We start from the raw sequence: 16830 nt of genomic DNA, 5'->3' as shown, positions 1-16830 counted from the left end.
CAACCCCCCCCCCGATCCCCCTTAAAGGGGCCGGGGCGGGGGGGGGGGGGGGGGCGCCCCCCCCCCCCCCCCCCCCCGGCGCCGCCGTCGTGGCCGACGTCCGCGCCCACGGCGCCACGGCGGACGGCTCGGCCGACTCCGCCCCCGCGATCAACCGTGCCATCGCCGCTGCCGGAAGGGCCGGCGGTGGCACGGTACTCATCCCGCCCGGCACCTACCGCCTCGACGGCCTGATCCACATCGGCCACTCGAACGTCGTCCTGCGCGGCGCCGGCAGCACCCGTACGACACTCCGCGCGACCCGGAACCTCACCGAGCTGATCGGTGTCTACGGGTCGCGTTACGGCGGCGACAAGTCGTCCTGGTCCTGGGCGGGCGGCCTCGTCTGGCTCTGCCCCACGGACCGCTTCACCGCCCTGACGGACGCCGTCCGGGCCAAGGAGTGGCCCTTCGAGGGCTGGACGGGCAACAAGCGGGACGAGTGGCGGACGCTGACCACGGTCGAACCGGCCCGCCGGGGCTCCTGGACGGTGACCGTCGCGGACCCGGGCAGACTCGCACCCGGAGACCTGGTCCTCCTACGCCTCGCGGACGACCCCGCCCACACCCTCCTGGAACACATGGCGGGCGGCGGCGCGGGCCCGGAGGCGTACTACTGGGACGACAAGACAAAATTGACCAGCTATGTCCCGTACGAGTGGCCCGTGCGTATCGCGCGGGTGCGGGGCCGGCAGGTCACCCTGGAGCGGCCCCTTCCGCTCGACGTCCGCCCGGAGTGGGACCCGCGTCTGACCACCCACGTGAAGGCGCTGACCGGATCCGGGGTGGAGGGCCTCACCCTGGAGGCCGTCGAGACCCCGCAGTCCCCGCATCTGCTGGACAAGGGCTACAACGGAGTCACCTTCCAGTGCGCGTACGACTGCTGGGCCGACGACGTCGTCGTACGGCACATGGACAACGGCTTCGGGCTGGTCGCCGCCTCCGCCTGCACCCTGCGGAACACCCGGGTCGCGGGACGCGGCTCGCACCACCCGTACTTCTGCCGCGAGGGATCGCACGACAACCTCGTCGACCGCTTCACCATCGAGGAACGCACGACCCCCGCCCCCGCGAACACCCAGCTCCACGGCATCAACGTGGAGGGGCTGTCCTCGTACAACGTCTGGTCGCGCGGGGACATGCGCATGGGGACCTTCGACTCGCATCGCGGGATGCCCTTCGCGAACGTCCGTACCGACATCACGGTCGTCAACAACGGCCGCCACGGCGGGGACGCGAGCGCGGGCCCCCTCTTCGGCGCCCGCTTCACCCACTGGAACATCCGCGTCACCAACGGCCGCGCCGGTCTGACGAGGATCGACGGCCTGGCCCCGTACAGCGCCACCGTCGGCATCAACGAGGTGACGGAGTCCGACCAGATCGACGTACCCGACTTCACCGGGCCGCTGCACTCCCGCCTGGAGCTGTACGGGACGACGGACGCGGTACGCCCCCGGAACCTGTACGACGCCCAGCGCGACCTCTAGCGCGTGGGGGTCAGGGGGTGACTTTCAGCGCGAGCTGTCGCGGTAGCGGCCGGGTGCCACTCCCACCAGCCGCTTGAAGTGGCGGTTCAGGTGCGACTGGTCGTAGAAGCCGGTCTCCGCGGCGACCTCGCCCGGCGGGCGGCCCGCCAGCAGCAGCCGGCGGGCGTGCTCCACCCGCCGTGACATCAGGTACTGGTGCGGCGGTATCCCGTACGCGCCGCTGAACGCCCGCACCAGGTGGGCGGGGTGCGCGTGCACGAGCCCGGCGGCCTCCTGGAGGGTGATGCCCTGGAGGAGGCGTTCGTCGAGCAGTTCGCGGAGCCGGTGCGCGAGCGGGTGGTCGGCGTCCCGGCCGTCCTTGACGAGCGCGGGCCGCAGATGGCCGCGCAGCCGCTCGCCGATCAGGGTCAGCCTGCTCTCCGCCTCCAGCTCGTCACCGGGGCGGGCGAGGGCCGTGTGCAGCTGCCCGACCCGCCGGCGCAGCACCGGATCGAGGACGTCGGGGGTGTCCACGGCCGGTCCGATGTACGTCTCGTCGAGGCGGCTGAGATCCAGGTACAGCACCCGCTTGCGGAAGCCGTCCTCGGTGATCGGCGAACCGTTGTGCGGCACGTGCGGCGGAAGCAGCGAGACCGTGCCGTCCGGGGTGCCGTGCTCGTGCCGGTCGAGGTCGTAGCGCACCGCGCCCGCGTCGACGAGCAGCAGGGTCCACGCGTCGTGCACGTGCATCGGATACGCGTACTCCGTGAAGTGGGCGTGGAAGACCTCCACGACACCCGGCACGCTGGGGCGCCAGGCGGAGACCTCACGCCGGACCACCATGCAAACAACGTACAAGACAGGTGCGTACGCGGCTCGGCAGTCTCGAAGCATGAGCAGTGAGAGCAGCCAGAACCCTGAATACACCCCGGACCCCGTGCCGGCCCCCGTCCGTTTCGACACCAAGATCGCCGTCCTGCTGCGGGAGGACCTGGAGCCGTGGCAGCGCCTGAACGTGACCGCGTTCCTGGTCAGCGGCCTGGGCCCGGCGGTCCCCGAGGTGGTCGGAGAGCCGTACGAGGACGCGGACGGCGTCGGCTACCTGCCGATGTTCCGCCAGCCGGTCCTGGTCTTCGAGGGGACGAAGGAGACGCTGAAGGCGGCCCACGGCAAGGCCCTGTCCCGCGCCCTGCCCCGCGCGCTGTTCACGGCGGACCTGTTCACCACGGGCAACGACCGCGACAACCGGGCGGCGGTACGGGCGGTACCGACCGCGGACCTCGACCTGGTCGGCCTCGCGGTGTACGGCCCGCGCAACGCGGTGGACAAGGTGGTGAAGGGGGCGCGGATGCATCACTGAGGTGCGCGTTGCCACGGGGCGCTAGCTGGTGCTGACCTCGGGCTTTTCGACAGCGGGCCGGGGCTGGGCCGGCGACTGGGGTAGCGGCAGGGGCTCGGGCCGGGGTGATTCGGCGGCTACGGGCTCCTCGTCCGGGAGTCTGCGCATGAGCACCCCGTACCCCACCCCCGCCACCGTGCCGACGACCGCGCACACGCCCCACAGCCACGCGGCCCCGTACCGGTCGATGACGACACCCGACATCAGGGGCGCGACGAGCGCGGCGACGGACCAGGACGTCGTGTACATGCCCTGGTAGCGGCCGCGGCCGTGGGTGGGGGAGAGGCGGACGACGAGGCCGGTCTGGGTGGGCGCGTTGACGATCTCGGCGATCGTCCAGACGCAGATCGTGAGCGCGAAGACGCCGACCGAGCCCGCGAAGGCGGTGAGCCCGAACCCGTACCCGGCGAGGAGGGACGACACGACGAGGAGCTGTTTCGGGTCCCGGTGCTGGATGAAACGGGTGACGGGGAGCTGGAGCACGACGATGAGGACACCGTTGATCGCGATCACCAGGCCGTAGTCGGCGGGCGTGAATCCGGCCTGCCCCATCGCCACCGGCAGGCCCACGTACCCCTGCTGGAAGACGAGCGCGACGAGGAAGGACAGCCCGACGACGCTCATGAAACGTCCGTCGCGCAGGACCGTCCCCAGACCCACCTCGGGCTCGCCGGCCTTCTTGGGGGCCGGCTCGGGCCGCGACTCGGGCAGCTTGACGAAGATGACGACCGCGCAGGCCATCGTCATTCCGGCCTCGACGAGGAAACCGGCGAGGTAGCTGACCTCCGCGATGAACCCGGCGGCCGTGGACGACACGGCGAAGCCCAGGTTGATCGCCCAGTAGTTGAGTGAGAAGGCCCGCACCCGGTCCTCGGGCTTGACGATGTCGCCCATCATCGCCTGCACGGCGGGGCGGGAGGCGTTGCTGGCCATGCCGACGAGGAAGGCGACGGCCGCGATGGCCACCGGGTCGTGCATGAAGCCGAGCAGCGCGACGGAGACGGCCGTGGACGACTGGGCGATGAGGAGCGTGGGCCGCCGCCCGAGCCGGTCCGTCATCACGCCGGCGCCGAGCGAGGAGATCACCCCGCCGAGCCCGTGGAGCGAGGCGACGAGTCCGGCGTACGAGGCGGAGTAGCCGCGGTCCAGCGTGAGGTACAGGGCCATGAAGGTGGCGACGAAGGCGCCGAGCCGGTTGACGAGCGTGCTGGTCCACAGCCACCAGAACTCGCGGGGGAGCCCGGAGAGGGTCTCGCGTGCGACACGTCTCACGCTCAGGGACGCGAACGGCATGGAGGACCCCCAGGTTCTGACCAACTACAGACGAGCACAGCTCTTGTACGTGGCGTAAGCGGCCGGTGCAGGTGACTGGTGTAAGTGGCGCATACGGCGAGCACAAATTACGAGGGCGGGCTGGGCGTCGGCCACTCAATTAACAGAAGTCGTCAAGTGTCGGGGGTACGGGTGTCCGGTGCCCGTCCTCGTGCCCGTCCTCGTGCCCGTCCTCGTGCCCGTCCTCGTATCCGTCCTCGTGTCCGTCCTCCGGGCGGGCGAGCGGCCGATCGGGGGCTTCGATTACGCTCGGGGCCATGGCCGACGCACCGTACAAGCTGATCCTCCTCCGCCACGGCGAGAGCGAATGGAACGCCAAGAACCTGTTCACCGGCTGGGTGGACGTCAACCTGACGGAGAAGGGCGAGAAGGAGGCAGTCCGCGGCGGTGAGCTGCTGAAGGACGCAGGCCTGCTCCCCGACGTGCTGCACACCTCGCTCCAGAAGCGCGCCATCCGCACGGCGCAGCTCTCCCTCGAATCGGCGGACCGCCACTGGATCCCGGTCCACCGCAGCTGGCGCCTGAACGAGCGGCACTACGGCGCGCTGCAGGGCAAGGACAAGGCGCAGACCCTCGCGGAGTTCGGCGAGGAGCAGTTCATGCTGTGGCGCCGCTCGTACGACACGCCGCCGCCCCCGCTTGAGGACGGAACGGAGTTCTCGCAGTCGGACGACCCGCGCTACGCGACGATCCCGCCGGAGCTGCGCCCGCGCACGGAGTGCCTGAAGGACGTCGTCGTCCGCATGCTCCCGTACTGGTACGACGGCATCGTCCCGGACCTCCTGGCCGGCCGCACGGTCCTGGTCGCGGCCCACGGGAACTCGCTCCGCGCCCTGGTCAAGCACCTCGACGGCGTCTCGGACGAGGACATCGCGGGCCTGAACATCCCGACGGGCATCCCGCTCGCGTACGAACTGGACGCATCCTTCAAGCCGCTGACCCCGGGCGGCACGTACCTGGACCCGAACGCGGCCGCGGCGGCGATCGAGGCGGTCAAGAACCAGGGCAAGAAGAAGTAGGCCGAGCTGACCGGGCCCCCTGTCTGCGGTTCTCCGCCGGCAGGGGGCCTGTTGCTGTGCCTGGGCCGGCGGGTGCAAGTCCGGCTGCGCTCCGCCTTGCGGGTGCTGGGTGAGCGGGGCCGGCGCGGTCAGGGGCTCGATCTAGACCGAGCGCGGGAAGACGTAGGCGCACGGTCAATTGGCGGGGACCGCGGCTGGGTGAATCAGAAACCGTTGCGTCTGTGGCGTGTATGTGCGACAGGATGTGCACATGATCCAAGCCGCGCGTGCGCTGCTCCCCCTACTCCTACTGCCAGTGCTCCTCACAGCGTGCGCCGCGGACAAGGAGAACGGGTCGGAAGGGGCGACCGCCGACAGCGCCGACCTCGACGCCGCCGCGCGCGACTGGGGCATCTCGTCGGAACTCGTCTATGTCACCAAGGTCTCCGGTTACACCTTGTTCCAACAGTCGGTCGGCGCGTACGACGATGAGTTCGTCGCGGCGTATCGGTCCGAGAAGGGCGCTACCAAGTTCGGCCTATTCGTAGGTCGCGGCACGATGACAGAGGAGAGCTGCCCCAAGCAGCCGTTGGGCGAGGTCTCCGACAAGCAGGTCACCTGTGAGCACGACGGCGACGCCTGGTACCGCAAGGCCGGTGGCAGTCACGAATACGCGGTGCCTGACGGCGGCGTGATGATTCGTCTGATCGCCGACGCGGACAAGGTCGACCGGGCCATTCTGCGTAAGGCGGCCGAGGCGGCCCACCGTCCGGATGACGCCGAACTGGCCGCACTCCAGACAGGCACGGACGGTGCGGATACCTGAGCGGACGGCACGAAGTCGACGGATGCCACTTTTCGCACCGATCCGGGGGTCGTCAGCGGCGTTGTGCGGATTGGTCGGCAGCTTTGCCACGCGCATCAGGCCCGAGCGGCTGAGATCAACAGGCTGACGTTGTCCTGCCGGCGCGCGAGATCGTCCCCCGCCTCCATCGGCAGCGGTGCGTTGTCCTGGAGACGCCCCAGGTTACGGCTGGCTTCGTAGGCCATCCAGGCCGTGTCCTCCGAGATGCCGGGAGTACGGCCCTGCGTGCGCTCAAGATCTGACTTGAGGAGTGACGACAGCGGCCTGCTGCCGAGCTTGCCTTCGGGGCTGCTGTCGTGTGGCGGCCGCTCCTCAGTTCTTGACCGCCTCCGCGATCCGCGCAGCGGCCTCCGCCGGTGTGAGGTGTGTCGTGTCGACGACCTCCGCCTCCGTGTGCAGCCATGTGCGGGCCGCCTCCGCGTAGGGCTCAAGGTGGTGGAGGCGGAACGGGGAGTCGGGGCCGAGGACGGTGTCGCCCGCGATGCGCGCGCGCAGGGTGTCCTGGTCGGCGTGGAGTACGAAGTGCCGTACGGGAATGGCGTGTTGTGCGAGGCCCGTGCTGATCTCGCGCCAGTACTCCTCCACCAGCACGGTCATGGGCATCACCAACACACCCCCGGCGTAGTCCAGTACCCGGCGGGCGGTCTCCACGACGAGCGGTCGCCACGGCGGCCAGTGCTGGAAGTTGTCCGCCCCGGGCCCCGGCAGCCCCGGGGTGATGTCCATGAGCGTCTCGCCGACCTTCTCGGCGTCGAACACCCGTGACTCCGGGATCAGTTGTTGCACGAGCGCGCTGGTCGTCGTCTTGCCCGCGCCGTGAGTGCCGTTGAGCCATACGATCATGGCCCCACGCTAGGACACGCCCCCGTGCCCGGCGGTACGGAGCCACTCCGCAAGCATCGCGAAATCGTCGTCCCTCAGGCCCCGGCCCGGGTCCACGCGGTGAAGCAGCGACGGCTCCCGGCGCTGCGCTTCGACCCAGAGGCGGTCCACGGCGCCGATCTCGTCGTCGACCCAGATGAACGGGCGGCGGCGGCCGGCCCGGTCGACGAGGTGCCGGGTCTTCCAGTGCAGACCTTGCGGGCCCTCGTCGGCGGGCGGATCCGGCCACCTCAGTACCGGTAGTACCGGCAGCCCGATCCGTGGAGCGACCACCTCGTTCGCGTCGTCCAGCCAGGTCGTCGCCCACACCAGGTCGCATCCCAGCGCCAGGAGGCGCGGCCCGACGGTGGGGTCCAGCCGTCCGAGCAGCGGGTTCCCCGGGGGATTCCCCGGGGGAGGGGGAGCAGGGGAACCCCCGTCGGCCGACCGGCCGAACGGGATGAGTGGTCCGTCGACGTCGAGGAAGAGGACGGGACGCCCCACCTCGCAACGGTCGTTCAAAGGTGTTCCTTTCTGATCATGTGTGCCGCTACAGTGACCCAGCTGTCGTGGAGAACGTGAAGTGTCCGTTCCACGTCGGGGAGGCGAACGGCAGCCCTTTTCAGCACCTTTTCATCGCTTTCGCCATCACTTCTGGCATCGCGAACTTTCGGCATTCTTGTGGGGGCACATGAAGATTCACAGACGCCGCGTGCTCGCGGCACTGGGCACCGTCGTGGCCGTGGCCGCGGGCATGGCGACCGCCACGCCCGGCGCGGTCGCGGCGGAACCCGTCACCTGGCAGGCCGCCGACGGCAAGCTGACGTTCGTCAACGGCGCCCGTAACGTCATGCAGACGCAGGAACCCGGCAGCAGCACGTACACCGACTTCCTCGCCGACGCCCACCAGCCGGCCTGGTCGCCCGACGGCAGCCGGGTCGCGTACGTGAAGGACAACCGGGTCGAGACCCGCCGCTACACCGGCTCCACCCTGGTCAAGATCCAGGAGCAGGGCTCGATGACCAGCGTCGGCCACCCGACGTTCCTGCGCTCGGGCAACACCGTCGTGTACTCCGGCGGCGGTCGCCTCCGCTACGCGTCCTCGGACGGCTCCCGCTACGCCCAGCCGCTGTTCTCCACCTCGGAGGACGGCTGCGACCGTCAGCCCAGCGCGTCGATCAACGGCCTCGTCGCCTTCGTCCGCACCGGCGACACCTGCGGATCCCCGACCGGCTCGGCCATCTGGCTCTGGGAGGACACCACCGGCGGCTTCACGAAGCTGGCCGACTCCGGTACCAACCCCGCGATCTCGCCCGACGGCACCCAGGTCGCCTTCGTACGCGAGGCGGACGGCCTGAGCCGGCTCTTCGTCGTCAACACCGACGGCACCGGCGAGCGCCAGCTCACCTTCACCGACGCCGCGTACGCCCCGGCCTGGTCGCCCACCGGCACGCGGATCGTCGTCACCAACGGCACCGACGAGGACGTGGCCATCCCGCGCATCGTCGACGTCGCCACGGGTGACGTCACGAAGGTGGCGCTCCCGCCGGGTACGTCCTCGGTCCTCGACCCCGCCTGGCAGCCGTTGCGCAGCCAGGGCGTGGGCCGGGTCTGGGGCGCCGACTCGTACGCCACGAACGTCGCCGCGTCCCGCTGGACCTGGAACACGACCGGGCAGAGCGAGCCCGGCCTGATCGACGCGAAGACCGCCGTCCTCATCAGCAAGGACAGCCCGTCCTACGCCCTGACCGGGCAGACCCTCGCCGGCCAGAAGCTGGGCCCCCTGCTGATGACGTCGAAGACCTCGGTGTCGGCCGGCGTGCAGAGCGAACTGAAGCGCGCGCTGAAGCCCGGCGCCACGGTCTACCTGGTCGGCGGCACGGACATCCTGTCCAGCGCGGTCGCGACCAAGGTCAGCTCGCTCGGTTTCACCCCGAAGCGGCTGTCCGGCACCTCGCGCTACTCCACCTCCGTGGCGGTCGCTAAGGCCGTCACGAGCTCTCCGGAGTACGTGTTCATCGCCACCGGCACCGACTACCACTCGGCGATCGCGGCCTCCGCGGCGGCCGGTGCCCTCGGCACGGGCGGCAAGGGCACGGTCGTCCTCAACGAGGGCAACAGCCTCTCGTCGTCGGTGAAGTCGTACCTCAACTCCATCGACCCCGACCAGACCCTGGTCGTCCCGGTCGGCACCTCGGCGAAGTACGCGCTCACGCACACGGCCTTCTCCAACTGGCCCAGCACCTACTCGTACTACCCGATCAGCGGCAGCGGCCACGACGGTACGTCCGCCGAGCTGGCGCGGTTCTGGTGGAGCTCCCCGTTCCAGGTCGGCCTGGCCTGGACGGACAGCTGGCGCGGCGGGGTCTCCGCGAGCACCGGCATGCTCCACTACGGCCCGGTCCTGTGGACCGACGAGACGACCCTGTCGGAGACGAGCGCCACCTACCTGCGTCAGCAGGCGGCCGGCGTCAACTCCGTCATCGCCTTCGGCGGAACCGGTTCGGTCTCCGCGGCCGAGCTGACCGCGGCGGGCTCCGCCATCAGCGCGGGCAGCTCGCTGGTGGAGTACCGGCCGTACTACAACGGTGTCACCCCGGCGCAGGCGACCGCCCGCTCGGCGGCCCCCGGCGCCGTGAGCGACACCGCGCAGCGGGCGACCGGTACCGCGGCCCCGCAGCCGAACCTGGACGCGGTGCGCACCACCAACCGGTAGCCGCCGCCCACCGGCGCGTGAACCGACGAACGAACGGAAGGGCCCCGCACCTGAAGCGGGGCCCTTCCGCGTTCACCTGGCACGCCGCGCGTTCACCTGGCACACCGCAGGCGCGTCAGCCGCACTGACAGGGATTGCCGGACTGGCACCCGCATCCGCAGCCCGAGCCGCAGCCGCAGGCGCCGAAGAGCGGCAGGCTCTTGATCTCGACGGGCTGCTGCGTCTCGCGTTCCTGGGTCGGGTCGGGTGTGGTGGGGGAATCGGCCATGGGTCCCTCCTCGAAGGCTTGTGCCTACTCCCATTGCATTCCCCCGAGGCCGGGCGCATCAACGGCGCACGGAGGCTTTCGCACCCCTGCCCGCACCCGATGCGCCCCCTCCCGGTGGGAACCGGACGACCGGAACCCGCCCCACGGCCGGAGGACCGCCACCGGAATCCGGCCCACGGACGGAGGACCGCCCGTGCAAGCCGACCCACGGCCGGCGGCAGCGCCGCCGGCCGTGGACGGACTACGCGCCCTCGACCTGCGGAGCGGTCTGCAGTTCGTCGGCGTGCTCGCCCGTCACCAGGTACACCATACGGTTCGCCACCGACACCGCGTGGTCCGCGAAGCGCTCGTAGTAACGGCCCAGCAGCGTCACGTCCACCGCGGTCTCGATGCCGTGCTTCCAGCGGTCGTCCAGGAGGTGCTGGAAGAGCGTGCGGTGGAGGAGGTCCATCGCGTCGTCGTCCTGCTCCAGCTGGAGGGCGAGGTCGACGTCCTTGGTGATGATGACCTCGGCCGCCTTCGCCATCAGCCGCTGCGCGAGCTGGCCCATCTCCAGGATGGTGGCGTGCAGGTCCTGCGGAATGGCACGGTCCGGGAAGCGCAGCCGCGCCAGCTTCGCCACGTGCTGGGCGAGGTCGCCGGAGCGCTCCAGATCGGCCGACATGCGGAGCGAGGTGACGACGATCCGCAGGTCCGTGGCCACGGGCTGCTGCCGGGCCAGCAGGGTTATCGCCCGTGCCTCAAGGTCGTGCTGGAGATCGTCGACCTTCTGGTCGGCCGCGATCACGCTCTCCGCCAGCTTCAGATCGGAGTCGAGGATCGCCGTCGTGGCGCGACCGATGGCCGAGCCGACGAGGCGGGCCATCTCGACCAGGCCCTCGCCGATCGAGTCAAGTTCCTCGTGGTACGCGTCCCGCATCTGGATGTCCCTTTCCTACGTCTGCCTCGGAGGTTCACTGGGGCTCGTGAACCCCACGTTCCCACGCTCCGGCCTGAACGCGTCGGTTTACGTCCCCTCAAATGAACCATCACCGGCACCCAGGTGAATTCTGGGCGACGTAGCCTCTTCCCGCAGGTGGGAAGGGTGCGCGACCCGGTCGTACGAAGTGAACCAGCAGGGTCCCCAGGGTGAACTCTGGGCGACGAGTGTTCGAGTCCACCCTCGGACGGCTGTGACCGGGGCGTACAGCGTGCCTAACCTGGAGCCATGGACGTGAACGCGGCTGTCGCCGCAGCGGCAGCGATCGCCGGTGTACTCACCGGCGTCATCGCCGTGCTGGCGTTCCGCTGGAGTGAGCGGGAACAGAAACGCCCCACCCGCACCTCTCTGCACACCGACCCGGTCCTGCCACCGGGCGTCGACACGGTTCTGTCCGTGCTCCGCTCCTCCGCCGTCGTGCTCGACGAGTCCGACGCGGTGGTCAAGGCCAGCTCGGCCGCGTACGCACTCGGTCTCGTCCGCGGCGGGAAACTGGCCGTCGAGCCGATGATCCTGATGGCCCGCGACACCCGCAGGGACGGAGAGATACGGCAGGTCGAACTGGACCTTCCCCGGCGCGGCACCGGCCGCGGCGAGGCGCTCGCCGTGTCCGCCCGCGTGGCGCCGCTCGGCTCCCGGCTCGTCCTGCTCCTGGTCGAGGACCTCACCGAGGCCCGCCGCATCGAAGCCGTACGACGCGACTTCGTGGCCAACGTCAGCCATGAGCTGAAGACCCCGGTCGGCGCGCTCTCCCTCCTCTCCGAGGCCGTCATGGGCGCCTCGGAGGAACCGGAGGCCGTGGAGCGCTTCGCCGGACGCATGCAGATAGAGGCGACCCGCCTCACCAACCTCGTCCAGGAACTCATCGACCTCTCCCGCGTCCAGAACGACGACCCGCTGGAGGACGCCGAGCCCGTCCGCGTCGACGAGCTGGTCGCCGAGGCGATCGACCGCTGCCGCCACCAGGCCGGCACCAAGCAGATCACCATGGCCGCCGGCGGCACCGCCGACCTGCGCCTGTGGGGCAACCGCGGCCAGCTGGCCGCGGCCCTCGGCAACCTCGTGGAGAACGCCGTCAACTACTCGCCCGCCCGCACCCGGGTCGGCATAGCCGCGCGCAGGGTGACCGCGCCCGGCGGAGACCTCATCGAGATCGCCGTGACCGACCAGGGCATCGGTATCTCCGAGAAGGACAAGGAGCGCGTCTTCGAGCGCTTCTACCGCGTCGACCCGGCCCGTTCCCGCGCAACCGGCGGTACGGGGCTCGGGCTCGCGATCGTCAAGCACGTGGCAGCCTCGCACAGCGGGGAGGTCACGGTGTGGAGCTCCGAGGGTCAGGGCTCCACCTTCACCCTGCGGCTGCCGGAGGCGGGCGCCGCCCGCGACCGCGCGAGCGGCCATCAGATGCCCGGCCTCGACGAAGACGACGAGACCGGTCAGACCGACGGGACGACCACCGTCTCATCCCCGTACGAACCCTTTTCTGCCCCGGAGGTCCACCCGTGACCCGAGTGCTCGTCGTCGAGGACGAGGAGTCCTTCAGCGACGCTCTGTCCTACATGCTTCGCAAAGAGGGTTTCGAGGTCGCCATCGCGGCCACCGGGCCCGACGGACTCGACGAGTTCGAGCGCAACGGCGCCGACCTCGTCCTCCTCGACCTGATGCTGCCCGGCCTGCCGGGCACCGAGGTGTGCCGTCAGCTGCGCAGCCGTTCGAACGTTCCGGTGATCATGGTCACCGCCAAGGACAGCGAGATCGACAAGGTCGTGGGGCTCGAAATAGGAGCCGACGACTATGTGACCAAGCCCTTCTCGTCGCGGGAGCTGGTCGCCCGCATCCGGGCCGTCCTGCGCCGCCGCGGCGAGCCGGAGGAGGTCAGCGTGGCCGCCCTGGAGGCCGGACCGGTCCGCATGGACGTCGACCGCCACGTGGTCACCGTCTCCGGCTCCAAGGTCGACCTCCCGCTCAAGGAGTTCGACCTCCTGGAGATGCTGCTGCGCAACGCGGGCCGCGTCCTGACGCGTATGCAGCTCATCGACCGGGTGTGGGGCGCCGACTACGTAGGTGACACCAAGACGCTGGACGTCCACGTGAAGCGCCTGCGGGCGAAGATCGAGCCGGACCCCGGCGCGCCGCGCTACCTGGTGACGGTCCGCGGCCTCGGCTACAAGTTCGAGCCGTAGACCGCACGGGACGATACGTCCGCATCGGGACAGTAAGTACTGCGAAGGGCGGGACCCCCGGAAGAGGGGTCCCGCCCTTCGTCATGCGTCATGCGTCCATCACGCGTACGTACGGGACCTGCCCGTACGGGAGAACGGTGGCTGTGAGCCGCTCAGCGGCCCGCTGCGGACTCCGAGGCGTCGGCGCTGGCCGAGGCCGCGTCGGTGGCCTGCGTGCCCGCCTCACCCGTCTCCTCGGTCTCACCGGACGCGGACCCGGTGGGCGACGGCGACCCCGTGGCCGTACCGGACGCCGACTCCGAGGCGGAGGGCTTGGTGCTCGGCGCCGCCGGGGCCGCGCTCGGGCCCCACTCGGCGTAGTAGCCGTGGCCGGGCACGACGAACGCCTCCAGCTTCACGTCGCCGGTCCTGCTGAAGGTGAAGGTGACCGGCTGCGCGTCGCCGTCCGCGAACGCCTCGCGGCTGCTCTCCAGCGCGGCGGAGGCGTTGCCCTTGCCGCCGAGGACCAGCGAGCCGCCGGCCGGGACGGTCAGCTTGCCCGAGCCCTTGGCGGGCTTGAGCTGTGCGGGCTGCCCGATGCCCTCGACCTGGACGGACTCCAGGGTCTGGGGCTTGTCGCCGCTGTTGAACAGGGTCGCGGAGACCGCGGCCGGGCCCGTCGACTCCAGCTCGGCCTGGGTGATGACGACGGCGTTCTGGATCTTGATCTCGCCGACGGTGACGGCGGCGTTGTCCGGCTTGATCTCCAGCGTCTGGGCCTTGTTGCCGGCACCGCACGCGGCGAGCGAGGCGATCGAGAACGCGATGGCGGCGGCGGCGAGGCTGCCGCGTCGAAGGCTGCTGCTCACGGCGGCGGCAACTCCTAGAACGTGGGCGGAACAGGGCGACTCCTCTGTAAAGCCGCCCTAAGGGTCAGTCAGCGGCCTCAGGTTACCGAGCCGTTCCCGCGCCGCCGCACCCGACCCGCCCCAAGGGCTCCCCGACCGCGACCGTACGACGCTTCTCCGTGCCCCCGGCTCTCGCGTCACCCGGTGTACGTGCATGTCGCATGGACTCATCCGTCACGCGTTCGTCCGTCTTTCACATAAGAACCCTTGGTAAGCCACCGACAAGCCGTCGACGCGGTCTTGCGGATTTCCCGTAAGGAATGCATGACGGCCCGGGAAATTGATCTTCGGTTGATCTTCCGTGGATCTCCGCGCCGATCTCCGGCCGATCCGACGGTGATCTCCGGCCCGTGTGATCAATTCCGGATTCGTCTCGTACGTGACTCCGATGACCGAACGGAGTAGCGGAAGACGGGCCCCGGAACCCGACAAATCTGGACGATCAGGCACGTGGGCGGGGATCGGAGGTGTTGTAACGTGCGCGTTTCTCCCCGCCGGAACAGCCGCTCCGACCTGCGAATACCGTCGTCCGCGACCCCTCCGCAGCACGTTCCTGTTGGGATTGTCAAGCCCCGAGATATGCCCTGACCTGCGAAAACGCCATTCAGAACACGCGGTTTCCGTGTTACCCTGGATAGCCACGGAAGGGGTACCTGTCACATGACGTTCAAGGTTGGCGACACCGTGGTCTATCCCCATCACGGGGCCGCGCTGATCGAGGCTATCGAAACTCGCCAGATCAAAGGCGTGGACAAGACCTACTTGGTGCTGAAGGTCGCCCAGGGCGACCTGACAGTGCGTGTGCCAGCGGACAATGCGGAGTTCGTCGGCGTACGTGATGTGGTCGGTCAGGACGGGCTGGACCGGGTCTTCGAGGTACTGCGCGCGCCGTACGCCGAGGAGCCCACTAACTGGTCGCGTCGTTACAAGGCAAATCTTGAGAAGCTCGCCTCCGGCGATGTCATCAAGGTGGCGGAGGTAGTCCGTGACCTGTGGCGTCGTGAGCGCGAGCGTGGACTCTCCGCCGGCGAGAAGCGCATGCTCGCCAAGGCCCGCCAGATCCTGGTGAGCGAGCTCGCCCTCGCGGAGAACACGAACGAGGACAAGGCCGAGGCCCTGCTCGACGAGGTCCTCGCGTCCTGACGCCCGTCGCGCTCTGATCGCTTTCTGACCAGAGGTGAAACGAGCGGTTCGGCGCAATGAAATGCCGCGGTGCCCGATGACGTATTCAATGTCGCCGGGCGCTGCGGCATGTTCGTACCCGGATCTGTTTCCACCCCGGGCACGTCCGTACCGGGAAACCGTGCACACACTCTCTGCACACCGTGCACTCGGACGTCCCTTGACAATTCAGGGATCCGATACATGGAGTGCCGGGCCCGGACAGCTGGCTCGACCATCTTCACGGAAGGGTCCGGTCAAAGCGTCGCGCCCGGCACTCCCCCAGCCCGTCGGCCGGGGTACGCCCAGGCCATACCCACGTCGGCCGAGCATACAAACCTGACAGGAACCGATGTCTGACGATTCGCGCCCCACGCCTCCCGGGGCCCGTACCGCGGCCGTGATTCCGGCCGCAGGCCGAGGCGTACGCCTCGGTCCGGGCGCTCCCAAAGCGCTTCGCGCACTGAACGGCACGCCCATGCTGATCCACGCGGTCCGGGCCATGGCCGCGTCGCGTGCCGTCTCCCTCGTCGTCGTCGTGGCGCCGCCCGACGGGGCCGCGGAGGTCAAGACGCTGCTCGACTCCCACGCACTGCCCGAGCGGACCGAATTCCACGTCGTACCAGGGGGCGACAGCCGCCAGGACTCCGTGCGGCTCGGGCTCGAAGCGCTGCCGTCCGGCATCGACATCGTGCTCGTGCACGACGCGGCCCGTCCGCTCGTCCCCGTCGACACGGTCGACGGCGTCATCGAGGCGGTACGCGACGGAGCACCGGCCGTCGTGCCCGCGCTGCCGCTCACGGACACCGTCAAGCAGGTCGAGCCCGCGGGGACGGCCGGGGAGCCCGAGCCCGTGGTCGCCACCCCTGACCGGGCGCGGCTGCGTGCCGTCCAGACACCGCAGGGCTTCGACCGCGACACCCTCGTACGGGCCCACGCGACGGTCACCGACAACGTCACCGACGACGCGAGCATGGTCGAGCAGCTCGGGCTGCGGGTCGTGGTCGTGCCCGGCCACGAGGAGGCCTTCAAGGTGACGCGCCCGCTGGATCTGATCCTCGCCGAGGCGGTTCTGACGCGGCGGAGGCTGAACGATGGCTTCTGACACGTCCCCGGTGGCGCCCCTGCTGCCGCAGGTCGGGATCGGTACCGACATCCACGCCTTCGAGGAGGGCCGTGAGCTGTGGTGCGCCGGTCTGCTCTGGGAGGGCCAGGGGCCGGGGCTCGCCGGCCACTCCGACGCCGACGTCGTCGCCCACGCCGCGTGCAACGCGCTGTTCTCCGCTGCGGGACTGGGCGATCTGGGGCAGCACTTCGGTACGGGTCGGCCCGAGTGGTCCGGGGCGTCCGGGGTGACGCTCCTGACGGAGGCCGCGCGGATCGTGCGGGCGGCGGGGTTCACGATCGGCAATGTCGCCGTGCAGGTCGTCGGTCCCCGCCCGAAGATCGGGAAGCGGCGGGGCGAGGCACAGGCGGTGCTTTCCGAGGCGGTGGGGGCGCCGGTGTCGGTGTCCGGGGCCACGACGGACGGGCTCGGGTTCGCCGGGCGCGACGAGGGGTTGATGGCGGTGGCCACGGCGCTGGTGGCGCGGGTGGGCTGACGGGGCTTGTCTCCGCCCCCGCCGCCCCTACCCGTTCCCGTCCACGCATGGGGGCTGCGCCCCCTCGCCCCCCGT

General features: G+C 70.1%; 19 protein-coding genes. 10 read left to right on the top strand and 9 right to left on the bottom strand.

Going from position 1 to position 16830, the window contains the following annotated elements; all coding sequences use genetic code 11:
• The coding region (locus ACFVH5_RS39820) for a glycosyl hydrolase family 28-related protein (RefSeq protein ID WP_385838577.1) at positions 1–1526 on the top strand (1526 nt) is incomplete at its 5' end.
• 24 nt (positions 1527–1550) lie between these two features.
• Here ACFVH5_RS39820 and ACFVH5_RS39815 read toward each other — a convergent pair.
• Positions 1551–2348 (bottom strand): AraC family transcriptional regulator, encoded by a 798-nt coding sequence (locus ACFVH5_RS39815; RefSeq protein WP_385838576.1) that lies wholly within the window; start codon positions 2346–2348, stop codon positions 1551–1553.
• Between the two features lie 49 nt (positions 2349–2397).
• On the opposite strand from ACFVH5_RS39815, the gene ACFVH5_RS39810 reads away from it, so the two are divergent.
• On the top strand, positions 2398–2865 hold the full coding sequence (locus tag ACFVH5_RS39810) for a DUF2000 family protein (protein ID WP_385838575.1): 468 nt from the start codon (positions 2398–2400) through the stop codon (positions 2863–2865).
• A gap of 21 nt (positions 2866–2886) precedes the next feature.
• Here ACFVH5_RS39810 and ACFVH5_RS39805 read toward each other — a convergent pair whose 3' ends face one another.
• Positions 2887–4197: an MDR family MFS transporter gene (locus ACFVH5_RS39805; RefSeq protein WP_385838574.1), complete on the bottom strand. Its 1311-nt coding sequence runs from the start codon at positions 4195–4197 to the stop codon at positions 2887–2889.
• A gap of 139 nt (positions 4198–4336) precedes the next feature.
• Entirely contained in the window at positions 4337–4495 is a 159-nt protein-coding gene (locus ACFVH5_RS39800; protein ID WP_385838573.1) for a hypothetical protein, read from the bottom strand.
• On the opposite strand from ACFVH5_RS39800, the gene ACFVH5_RS39795 reads away from it, so the two are divergent.
• A complete protein-coding gene (locus ACFVH5_RS39795; protein ID WP_385838572.1) occupies positions 4494–5255 on the top strand; it encodes a phosphoglyceromutase in 762 nt (253 codons plus the stop codon). The genes ACFVH5_RS39800 and ACFVH5_RS39795 overlap by 2 nt on opposite strands.
• Positions 5256–5505: 250 nt before the next feature.
• On the top strand, positions 5506–6060 hold the full coding sequence (locus ACFVH5_RS39790) for a hypothetical protein (RefSeq protein ID WP_385838571.1): 555 nt from the start codon (positions 5506–5508) through the stop codon (positions 6058–6060).
• 95 nt (positions 6061–6155) lie between these two features.
• Here ACFVH5_RS39790 and ACFVH5_RS39785 read toward each other — a convergent pair whose 3' ends face one another.
• The 3 genes from ACFVH5_RS39785 to ACFVH5_RS39775 all read right to left on the bottom strand — a co-directional run bounded on the left by ACFVH5_RS39785 (position 6156) and on the right by ACFVH5_RS39775 (position 7482).
• Entirely contained in the window at positions 6156–6284 is a 129-nt protein-coding gene (locus ACFVH5_RS39785; RefSeq protein WP_385838570.1) for a hypothetical protein, read from the bottom strand.
• Between the two features lie 127 nt (positions 6285–6411).
• Positions 6412–6942 carry an ATP-binding protein gene (locus ACFVH5_RS39780; RefSeq protein WP_385838569.1) on the bottom strand — a complete coding sequence of 177 codons (531 nt, stop codon included), beginning with the start codon at positions 6940–6942 and terminating at the stop codon, positions 6412–6414.
• A 9-nt stretch (positions 6943–6951) separates the two neighbouring features.
• Positions 6952–7482 carry an HAD domain-containing protein gene (locus ACFVH5_RS39775; protein ID WP_385838568.1) on the bottom strand — a complete coding sequence of 177 codons (531 nt, stop codon included), beginning with the start codon at positions 7480–7482 and terminating at the stop codon, positions 6952–6954.
• A gap of 169 nt (positions 7483–7651) precedes the next feature.
• Between ACFVH5_RS39775 and ACFVH5_RS39770 the strand changes: the two genes are divergently transcribed.
• A complete protein-coding gene (locus tag ACFVH5_RS39770) occupies positions 7652–9676 on the top strand; it encodes a cell wall-binding repeat-containing protein (RefSeq protein ID WP_385838567.1) in 2025 nt (674 codons plus the stop codon).
• A 115-nt stretch (positions 9677–9791) separates the two neighbouring features.
• Here the strand turns inward: ACFVH5_RS39770 and ACFVH5_RS39765 are convergent, their stop codons facing one another.
• Complete coding sequence (locus ACFVH5_RS39765) at positions 9792–9944, bottom strand: hypothetical protein (protein ID WP_188113919.1); 153 nt, start codon at positions 9942–9944, stop codon at positions 9792–9794.
• A 241-nt stretch (positions 9945–10185) separates the two neighbouring features.
• Positions 10186–10863 (bottom strand): phosphate signaling complex protein PhoU, encoded by a 678-nt coding sequence (gene phoU, locus ACFVH5_RS39760; RefSeq protein ID WP_385838566.1) that lies wholly within the window; start codon positions 10861–10863, stop codon positions 10186–10188.
• A gap of 288 nt (positions 10864–11151) precedes the next feature.
• Between phoU and ACFVH5_RS39755 the strand changes: the two genes are divergently transcribed.
• The gene (locus ACFVH5_RS39755) at positions 11152–12429 is read left to right on the top strand and encodes a cell wall metabolism sensor histidine kinase WalK (protein ID WP_210881173.1); all 1278 of its coding nucleotides are present in this window, start codon (positions 11152–11154) and stop codon (positions 12427–12429) included.
• Positions 12426–13106 (top strand): response regulator transcription factor, encoded by a 681-nt coding sequence (locus ACFVH5_RS39750; protein WP_107015301.1) that lies wholly within the window; start codon positions 12426–12428, stop codon positions 13104–13106. Before ACFVH5_RS39755 ends, ACFVH5_RS39750 begins: the two co-directional genes overlap by 4 nt.
• A gap of 152 nt (positions 13107–13258) precedes the next feature.
• Here the strand turns inward: ACFVH5_RS39750 and ACFVH5_RS39745 are convergent, their stop codons facing one another.
• The gene (locus ACFVH5_RS39745; RefSeq protein ID WP_385838565.1) at positions 13259–13954 is read right to left on the bottom strand and encodes a DUF461 domain-containing protein; all 696 of its coding nucleotides are present in this window, start codon (positions 13952–13954) and stop codon (positions 13259–13261) included.
• Positions 13955–14653: 699 nt separating this feature from the next.
• Between ACFVH5_RS39745 and ACFVH5_RS39740 the strand changes: the two genes are divergently transcribed.
• From ACFVH5_RS39740 to ispF, 3 genes are all read left to right on the top strand, one after another.
• Positions 14654–15136, top strand: coding sequence for a CarD family transcriptional regulator (locus ACFVH5_RS39740; protein WP_003953493.1), 483 nt, complete (start codon positions 14654–14656; stop codon positions 15134–15136).
• Between the two features lie 370 nt (positions 15137–15506).
• A complete protein-coding gene (ispD, locus tag ACFVH5_RS39735; protein ID WP_384816665.1) occupies positions 15507–16259 on the top strand; it encodes a 2-C-methyl-D-erythritol 4-phosphate cytidylyltransferase in 753 nt (250 codons plus the stop codon).
• Positions 16249–16755 carry a 2-C-methyl-D-erythritol 2,4-cyclodiphosphate synthase gene (gene ispF / locus ACFVH5_RS39730; RefSeq protein ID WP_385838564.1) on the top strand — a complete coding sequence of 169 codons (507 nt, stop codon included), beginning with the start codon at positions 16249–16251 and terminating at the stop codon, positions 16753–16755. The genes ispD and ispF overlap by 11 nt, the downstream gene beginning before the upstream one ends.
• The last annotated feature ends 75 nt before the right edge of the window (positions 16756–16830 follow it).

The sequence above is a fragment of the Streptomyces sp. NPDC127119 genome, from assembly GCF_042677425.1.
Classification (GTDB): Bacteria; Actinomycetota; Actinomycetes; order Streptomycetales; family Streptomycetaceae; genus Streptomyces.
Note: the sequence above shows the minus strand (reverse complement) of the source record. Positions and strands in the feature narration are given on the sequence as shown.